The 8687-nt window shown below is 37.3% G+C and carries 10 protein-coding genes; 3 read left to right on the top strand and 7 right to left on the bottom strand.

What is annotated here, in order from left to right; all coding sequences use genetic code 11:
* The 7 genes from CP367_RS03085 to CP367_RS03055 form a co-directional block, all read right to left on the bottom strand.
* Positions 1 to 323 (bottom strand): hypothetical protein (locus CP367_RS03085; RefSeq protein ID WP_143469215.1); only part of this gene is annotated, 323 nt, incomplete at its 3' end.
* A 126-nt stretch (positions 324 to 449) separates the two neighbouring features.
* On the bottom strand, positions 450 to 779 hold the full coding sequence (locus tag CP367_RS03080) for a hypothetical protein (protein ID WP_089146249.1): 330 nt from the start codon (positions 777 to 779) through the stop codon (positions 450 to 452).
* Between the two features lie 316 nt (positions 780 to 1095).
* Positions 1096 to 2361 (bottom strand): phosphoribosylamine--glycine ligase, encoded by a 1266-nt coding sequence (gene purD, locus CP367_RS03075; RefSeq protein ID WP_089146254.1) that lies wholly within the window; start codon positions 2359 to 2361, stop codon positions 1096 to 1098.
* 111 nt (positions 2362 to 2472) lie between these two features.
* Positions 2473 to 2739, bottom strand: coding sequence for a flavodoxin family protein (locus CP367_RS03070; protein ID WP_089146250.1), 267 nt, complete (start codon positions 2737 to 2739; stop codon positions 2473 to 2475).
* 140 nt (positions 2740 to 2879) lie between these two features.
* Complete coding sequence (locus tag CP367_RS03065; RefSeq protein ID WP_061204930.1) at positions 2880 to 3761, bottom strand: SPFH domain-containing protein; 882 nt, start codon at positions 3759 to 3761, stop codon at positions 2880 to 2882.
* A 17-nt stretch (positions 3762 to 3778) separates the two neighbouring features.
* Positions 3779 to 4093 carry a type II toxin-antitoxin system RelB/DinJ family antitoxin gene (locus tag CP367_RS03060; RefSeq protein WP_025005298.1) on the bottom strand — a complete coding sequence of 105 codons (315 nt, stop codon included), beginning with the start codon at positions 4091 to 4093 and terminating at the stop codon, positions 3779 to 3781.
* A gap of 357 nt (positions 4094 to 4450) precedes the next feature.
* Entirely contained in the window at positions 4451 to 5428 is a 978-nt protein-coding gene (locus tag CP367_RS03055) for a class III bacteriocin (protein ID WP_089146251.1), read from the bottom strand.
* A gap of 133 nt (positions 5429 to 5561) precedes the next feature.
* Between CP367_RS03055 and CP367_RS03050 the strand changes: the two genes are divergently transcribed.
* The 3 genes from CP367_RS03050 to CP367_RS03040 all read left to right on the top strand — a co-directional run.
* Positions 5562 to 7076: a M1 family metallopeptidase gene (locus CP367_RS03050; RefSeq protein ID WP_089146252.1), complete on the top strand. Its 1515-nt coding sequence runs from the start codon at positions 5562 to 5564 to the stop codon at positions 7074 to 7076.
* A 98-nt stretch (positions 7077 to 7174) separates the two neighbouring features.
* Positions 7175 to 8152, top strand: a complete 978-nt coding sequence (locus CP367_RS03045) for an SLAP domain-containing protein (RefSeq protein ID WP_089146253.1) — start codon at positions 7175 to 7177, stop codon at positions 8150 to 8152.
* 107 nt (positions 8153 to 8259) lie between these two features.
* Positions 8260 to 8687: MATE family efflux transporter (locus CP367_RS03040; RefSeq protein WP_255404442.1), on the top strand; the 428-nt coding region annotated here is incomplete at its 3' end.

Below are 8687 nucleotides of genomic sequence, written 5' to 3'. Positions count from 1 at the left end.
AAAAGATTTGACAGTTTCTTTTTTACAGGTAAACCATCGTCAATTCTAAAAAATTTAGGATCTTCAGTATTATTTGTTAGATCTAATATTATTAATTTATTCTTTTCATCGCTATTTTTAGTGGCAAAAAAGATTGTATAAAACTTATAGCCCGGCTCTGCAGTAAAAACTTTAATAGCATAAATAGTAACAGTTTTATTTTCCGTCCATGAAAACCTAGTTAATTCATCGTTAGGTACATGATAGATACCAACTCTCTTTAGATATGCTTGATGCAGCTTATTAATAAATTGATCATTAAAGTTTGATTCCAAATTGCTCATTTGAACCTCCTAAAAAATAAAAGCTCCTAGCTACACGAGCTAAGAGCTTTATTAATTTCAAACACTATCCAAAGGTATTATATCATAAATTCATTATCAGAATTATTTCAATTCTTCACATGGATTTTATCTTACATTCTTAAACCATCTGGCATCATTTTTTAAAACGGTCCAATAACGTCCACCAATCACAAATTGCCATAGATAATGAGTACCTGGACAGCGCAGTCTTAAATATGTCCCTTTCCTAATAGGTGTTTTATGAATAAATTTCATTTGATACATAGCAGCACCTCTAGGCACATATGGCTTATATCTATAAACCTTCTCAGTAGTTTTTACAGTATGCCATTTTTCAGAATACTTGCTTATGGCTTGAACTGGTTGAGCAGTTGAAACACTTACACCAGCAAATGTTAAACAAATCAATGCCAGCAACATCGTTATTTTCTTCATAATATTCTTTTCTCCTTTACTCCCCAATACAAGCCTATTATATAAGAGAAAATTTAGTATGACCTAGAATGTTATTAACTTATCAAAAAAGCCCTTAGTTTTCACAACTAAGAGCTTTTTAATTATCTTCAAAACCTCCACTTACGTGGAGAACACTAATTACTCGTTCTTCTATTAAAGGTCGCTTCAGGATCACCTCCACAAATATGGAGAAAAATCATATCATTGATCCGTCCGGTTCGACCGAGTGTTCGTATTAATTATACCAGATTTCACTCAAACTAAAAAAGCCCCAACTGGGACTTTCTTCAAACATCTAATCTCTCAAAGCACGATTGCCAATATCATGGCGGTAGAAGCAAGCTGGTAGATCAAGCTTACTCAAATAAGAATATACATTATCCTGCGCCTGGACTAAATTGTCAGCTTCCGAAATCACCATGAACAGTCGGCCACCATCACCTATTAGATTATCCAAGTCGCCTTTCACATTAGCATAATCGATATAAGTATTAGTGCCTTCAGGCAACTTGCCAATCTTCACGTTAGGAGCCGGATGCGTTGGGTAACCTTTGCTGCAGACAACCACGCCTAATATAGAGCTATCGTTTTCTTCAATCTCAGGCAATTTCTCATGATTTACCGCTGCGTCAATCACCATGGCAAAATCATTTTTAATTCGAGGCAAAACAACTTGAGTTTCAGGATCGCCCAAGCGGACATTATATTCAATGACCTTTGGACCATTCTCCGTCATCATTAAACCGATGTACAAAATACCGCAATAATGGTAGTTTCCTTGAACCAATCCATTCATCGTTGGCTTCACGATCTCGTCGATCATTCTTTGCCAATCTTCTTTTTTCAGCTGTGGCAAAGGAGAATATGATCCCATGCCACCAGTGTTTGGACCCTTGTCGCCATCGCCAACTCGCTTATGGTCTTGCGCCATTGGCAAAATGGTGAATTGGTCCTCTGAAACAACCACGAACATTGAGTATTCAGGACCAACTAAGCATTCCTCAAGGACGACAGCAGTTTGACCACCAGCAAACATTTCTCTGATCGTTTCTTCAGCGACGTCTTGGTTCTGAGCAATGGTTACACCTTTACCACCAGCTAAACCATCTTCTTTGATCACCACTGGATAATCGAAGTTCTTCAAACCTGCAATACAAGTTTCAGCACTGGCATAAGTTTCATAGCGAGCCGTTGGGATGTTGTATTTACTCATGAAGCGCAAAGCATAATCTTTTGAGCCTTCTAATTGTGCCACTCTTTGGTTAGGGCCGAAAATCTTTTGTCCTGCCTTTTCAAATTTGTCAGTAATGCCAGCACAAAGGACATTTTCTGGACCAACAAATGTCCAATCAACCTTTTTATTTTTACCACCATCACGTGCAATAAACTCACGGATCAATTCAGTACTATCACCCGAACCATAGCCACCTTCAGAAAGGAATGGTGCAATCTTTTTATTAGAAAATTCGCCGCCATATTCAAGTAGGAATGCCCTCATTGGTTGACTTAAAGTCATTGCCCAGGCCTGATAGCCTAAATAAATTGTGTCATATTGGCTCAAATCAGGTAACTGCATTTCAAGCTCTGGTGAATCATTTTGAATTCTTTCACAGTTAGCGCGATTGAGCGTTTTACGGTAATTTGCTGGATAAGGATTTCTTAAAGTAATTTCTTAAATATTAGCACCGGTTTCACGCGCAATTTTACTTGCGAGCAACTTAGTTGAGCCAGAACGTGACCAAAAGATAATAATGCTTTTGGCATCTTTAGTTAATTTTCTAACTGGTTGACCATCACGATTAGTATCTTGTCCATCGGATGGAGTGACATAACCATTCTCCCAATCATAGCCACGTCTTTCTAATTGATTTGCGCGAATATCTTCACCATTAATTTGTCCAACAACTGAACCTAAATATGAATAAGTACGACCAAACATAATTTTCTTTCCCCTCTTGTTCTCAATTGTTACTACAAGTATAAGGCGAGCAAGAGAGTGTGAAAATTACTTAATGTTGATGCTGGTATACGTTAAACGTATAAAAAAGCTCAATCCTCATTTGAGAATTGAGCTAATTTTTATTCATCTTTCTTATCGTCGCTTGCATCCCACACCTTTTTCAAAGCGGGAACCTTACCCAAGTCAGTCATTTCATCCTTGCCAACCACGATTAAGTTGTTAGGACCTTGAGCTAATTGGTTAAAGCTGTCCAAACTTTGGTTTCTGAAGTATCCTTCGCCGGCCTTTGACAAAGCTTCTTGCATCTTTTGTACACGATAAGCATCGGCATCAGCCTGCGTCTTAACAGCTTCAGCGTTGGCCTTAGCAGTAGCAACCAAAGCATCGTTCTTAGCCTTAGTGGTCATTTCAATGGTACGAGCTTCACCTTCGGCCTTAGCAATTGCGGCAGTCTTTTCACGGTCGGCGGTAAGTTGTTTGTCCATGGCACGTTGAATTTCAGCACTTGGTAAAAGTTCATCAACGTTGACACGAACGACCTTGATACCGTAGATATCAGTCAAGTCACCAGTTGCAGTGAAAAGTTGATCGTTAATTTCCTTAGTTGAGCCAAGGGCTGCGTTCAAATCCATACGACCAATAATGTCACGCAAGTGACCACGGATTAATTGCACCATTGATTCAACTGAGTCGGTGTTGTTGTAGAAGTAACGGTATGAATCAGTGACCAAGTAGTTCAAAGTTAAACTAGTAGAAATTTCAGCGTTATCTTTGGTAATGATTGAGTACTTAGAAATTTCAAGTGGTTGAAGTGCTAATGGAACTTTGCGAATTCTTTGGAAAAGTGGCCAGACAAAGATAAATCCAGCTTTTACTGTCTTAGAATACTTACCCAAGGTTTCAACCAGACCTTCATTATTTTGTGGAACGATTCTAAAACCAAAACAAACATACACAATAACTAAAACAACAATAATGCCAATAATAATTCTTGCCATCATAATTTTTACCTCAAAACTTAGTTGTCTTTCTTTTCATTCTTTTCCGCATCAAGCCTCTTGGCGACATCTCCAAGCAAATCTTCCCTTCCGGTCAATGTGTTCAGGCGCTCGTCAAGCAGTTTGGCGTATTCATATTTATTCATTTGATCCAAATTATCCCATGCATTTGGAATCTCTACTCTGAAAGGAATACCATTATGAAGAATAATCTGATCATAGAACATGTTAATTGCCGTAGCTGAATTTAATCCCAGCTTTTTCAGAATAGCTTCTGCCTTTTCCTTCTTTTCTGGATTCATTCTGACATAAAGTCCTGTTGTTTTTTCTGCCATAATTTTTACTCCTTTCTGAATTTGATACTATTATATATTATTTGCATATAAATTGCATATATTTTTGTAAAATATTTCATTTTGAATTAATCGATCTTAATAGCTAAAAATAGATTTGGTTTTCAGAGTATACTTATATTTATAGAAAGTGAAAATGAAGGAAACAACAATGAAAACTAACAGAAATTCAAAGATTAAGAAAAAAGACAAGAAATTGAAGAGTTAGGTTATAATCCTTCCGAACAACGTGCTGTTGGTAAAGAAAGAATTACTGATTAATATGAAATAAAAAGTGCTGATAGTCTTCATAAGCAAAGACACATCAGCACTTTTTTACTTGGTTAAATTTTTATTATTCTACAAATCAGTAATATGGAAAATTTGGTTTTCCAAAGTTCTTAACTTATATTCTCCACCCTTAATGTACTTTTGGTGGTAAGCCACAGTTAAGTAAATATCATTTGCGGCATTAACATGGATACTTTCCATTTCACTGTAACGATCAGGCAAATCAATACCATCAATCATTGCTACTTGCCAGTTATCACTGTTTGTTTCACCCCATGGGAACTTAACAATCTTACGTGACCAAGTAGTTACTTCACCAGTTTCATGGTTAATCTTTGGTGACAATTGGTTAGAAATATAGATATTCTTGTCATCATCAATAGCATAGCCTTGAACTGAATCAATCATTTGTAGCATTTCTTCATCTGGAGCAACACTTGGATTATCGAAGTTGTCGATGTGGAAAGCACTCAAGCAATGTAAATCAGTGATTAGCGTGTTCTTAGTGCCATTTTCATTCAACTTTTGGTTTACTTCATTTAAGTCAAACAAACCAAAGTGACCTGAACCATCATCCCAAATTGAAGCAATCATGAAGTACTTGCCATTTGGTGAAACTGAAGCTTCTACTCTGTGCAAGTGATCATGACCATCATAAGGAACGTCGGTTACGTGATTCAAGTGTGACAAACGTGGAAGTTGTGTATTTGAAGTATATCTTTCTGGTAAAAGTCTTGGGTACTTTACTCGTGCAATTTGAGTAGTCCAGTTGCCTGAATTTGGTTTAGCACCTACGAAATATTCATCCTTGTCATTAGCTGGTACCCAGGTTTGCGTGTGGCCAAAGCCCATCATTACTAAGTGTGGATCAGTATAATCGATGTTCTTGGTTAAACCTTCATGTTTTCTATAAACCAACACATCATGTGCACTGTGAAGAAGTTGCAAGGTAAAAACATGATCACCATTTATTACACCAACTTGCGCTACAACATGGTGCATCCCATTCAAGCGATAAACCAAATGAGGTGTAATACTTTTAACCATTCTTATTTATCTTCTTTCTTTATATCTATTCATTTTCACTTATACACAAATTATATCCTACCATCAAAAAATAGATTGACTTTATGCCGATAACTTCCAATAATTAGAGTAAATTTTTCTTGGAGGGAAAATTATGAAAAGAAGAACAACACTTTTATTGTCGAGTGCAGTAACCATTGCGGCATTATTTAGCTTCAACTCAAAAGTTCAAGCTACGGCTGATCCTACGATCAAGGCAACAAATTACAACATGATCGTGAAGTTGGACACTCGCAAGAATCAATTAACAGAAAAAGTTACTATGCACGTTGTTAATAACGGCAATGAACCTGTTAGAAATTTATTGGTTAGAAATATTGCTAGCGGCGTGTTGAAATACGACCACAAGAATTTTGAGGCTACAAGAAATGCGACAACTTCAGTTAAAAGCATTTCATCAGATGGTCAAAAGCTTTCTTACACTACCGGTAAAGACAAGAGCAATTTATTTGTTAACAAAAGTCTAAATACAGGTGAATCTACTGATTTAACTGTCAACGTAGTTACCGGTGTACCTAAGAGACAAGATCGTTTTGGCTACCGAAATATCAACGGCGGTAAGGTTTATAACCTGTCATTCTGTTTCCCATACTTAAGCGATTATCGCAACGGTAAGTGGAATTATCACCCATACTACGATGCTGGTGAAAACCACAACAGTGCTGTAAGCAACTTCCACGTTAGTTTCTTTGCACCTAAGAGCTACAAGGTTGCAGCTTCTGGTCAAAATACCACTAAGAATGGTAAAACCACAATTGTTGCCAACAACATGCGTGAAGTCGGCATCACAGCTTCCAACAAGTTCAAGGTTGACCACGCTTATGCAAACGGCGTAAGAATCAACGACTACTACCTTGCAAGCAAAAACAGCAAGCAATACAACAAGCTTGCTTTGATGACTGCCCAAGACAGTTTTCACATTTTTACCAAAAAGATCGGCAAATATCCTTACAAAGAAATCGATATTACTGAAGGCTTGCTTGGCAAAGATACCGGTGGGATGGAATATCCTGGCTTGATCATGATCGACGCTAGTGGCTTTTTACAAAAGAAGCACCCACTTGATAGATATAATGAATTAACTGAAGATGTTTCTCACGAAGTTGGTCACCAATGGTTCTACGGCACTGTCGGCAGCGACGAATACATGGAACCTTGGCTTGACGAAGGTCTTACCAACCTCCTTGAAAATGGCGTTTACGATTTGACCTACACTAAGAGTAAGTCCTACTGTGTTAAACTGATGCACAGCAAGTTCTACACTCGTAAGAACGTCAAGCGTGCTAACAAGATCTTAAAAGAAAATGCTAACCAATTCATTAATAAGAATCAAAAGGCCAACTACATCAACTACCCTGTTAATAATCCAACAAAAGGCGTTGATACTGAAGACATGGCTTACGAACTTGGTATGGATTTCCCTGCTGTTTTAAAAGTAGCCATGGGTGAAAATAAGTTTTTTGATGCTTTACACGATTACTACCAAACTTACTACTTGAAGCAAACAACCACGCAAGACTTCTTGAACATTATCCGCAAGTACGATAATTCAAAGAAAGTTAACAACGTGATCAATAAATTTATTGATCCTAAGTACTTAAGTGAATAAAATCAAATAACCCCGAAAACGTTTGAGTTTCGAGGTTATTTTTATAGTCTCATAAGTGCTAAAATCAACTTAATGGATTATTACAAAGCAGACAAAATATGACTACTAAAAAATTAGCAACTATCGCAGCAGCTTTATTAATCAGTGTTGCACCAGCAGCTGCCATTATCAATCAACCTGTTCACACAGTTCAAGCAGCTACGCAATCACAAAAAGGTAAAGTTACTCTCAAGAAATCCTTTAACGGCACAGTTCAAGTCTTCAACAGCAAAGGCAATGCCACTACCACTACCCAAAAAGTCAATGGCAAGAAGATGACTGTTGCTTCAACGGTTAAATCAGGCTCAAGTTTTAAATATTATGGCAAGCCTATCCTGATCCAAGGTAAAAAAGTAGATGCAAAAACTTCTAAGAACTACCACTACACTACCGCTTCTTACGTTAACATCGGTAAAAAACGCTACATCAAATCTTTGAATGTTAGCTCAATGGATGGACAAAATGTTTTAATCTTGAGTTCCAACTCTCGCATTTATGATAAAAACGGTCACCGCACTACTTTCAATGGTATGTCGCTTATTCCTAAATATATGCTAGTTAAAACGCCAGCTAAAACCCACGCCACAACTAAGAATGACGTATTTTACTACTTCTCAAATCTTAGCGGATCTAAAAAGAGAAGTTTGAATACAACCACTATCAAGGGCAAGCAATTCTACGCCTTAGGTAATGGCGCTTATATCTATGCTTCAAATGTTGGCTTTGTCAACGGCAACACTCTTTACCAAGCTTCTGGCACCACTACAGCCACTATTTTAAACAAGATCCACGTTTTAAATAATAAGCTCAAGTCAACTAGCAAGTTGCTCAAGATTGGTCAAAAAGTTAAGGTAGATGCCACCAAGACCACTGGTAAAGGCGACAGCGCTGCACTTTACTTCAGAATTGCCGGTACCAAGGGCAAAAATGCACAATACATTTACTGGGGCGACGATGCTGAATATGGTATGGATCAAGAAAGCACCACAGATGAATTCCAAGGCAACTTCAATTTAGATAATCACCTTGCTAATTAAGATAATATGCTAAAATTAAATTAACGATAATATATGGCGACCTAGAATCGTGAGGTTTTCCTCAAAGTATCTTTCTAGGCCGCTTTTTTCAATGTAGGAGAAAATTTATGGATGAATTATTTGCTAAAGCGCCGATCAAAAAGGTCTACTTTAAGCTAGCATTGCCAGTTGTTCTAGGGATGATCACTACCATGATCTACAACTTGGCAGACACGATGTTTGTTGCCAAAACGGGTGATACAAATCTAGTAGCAGGAATTACGATTGGTGCTCCACTTTTTACTTTTTTAATCGCTGTTTCTGACATTTTTGGGCTCGGTGGATCTTCACTAATTTCACGGCTATTCGGTGAAAGAAATTATCAATTAAGTAAACGTGTAAGCAGTTTTTGTATGATCGGTGGATTTGTTACTGGTTTAATACTAACAGCCATTTTACTAATTTTTGAAAATCCGATTCTTCATCTTTTAGGAGCAAAAGCTGCCACCTATCAAGATGCTGCCGATTTTTATCGTGTAATGTTAGAAAATATTGG

Source organism: Lactobacillus sp. UMNPBX16 (genome assembly GCF_002553775.1).
In the GTDB taxonomy this organism is placed as follows: Bacteria; Bacillota; Bacilli; order Lactobacillales; family Lactobacillaceae; genus Lactobacillus; species Lactobacillus crispatus.
Note: the sequence above shows the minus strand (reverse complement) of the source record. Positions and strands in the feature narration are given on the sequence as shown.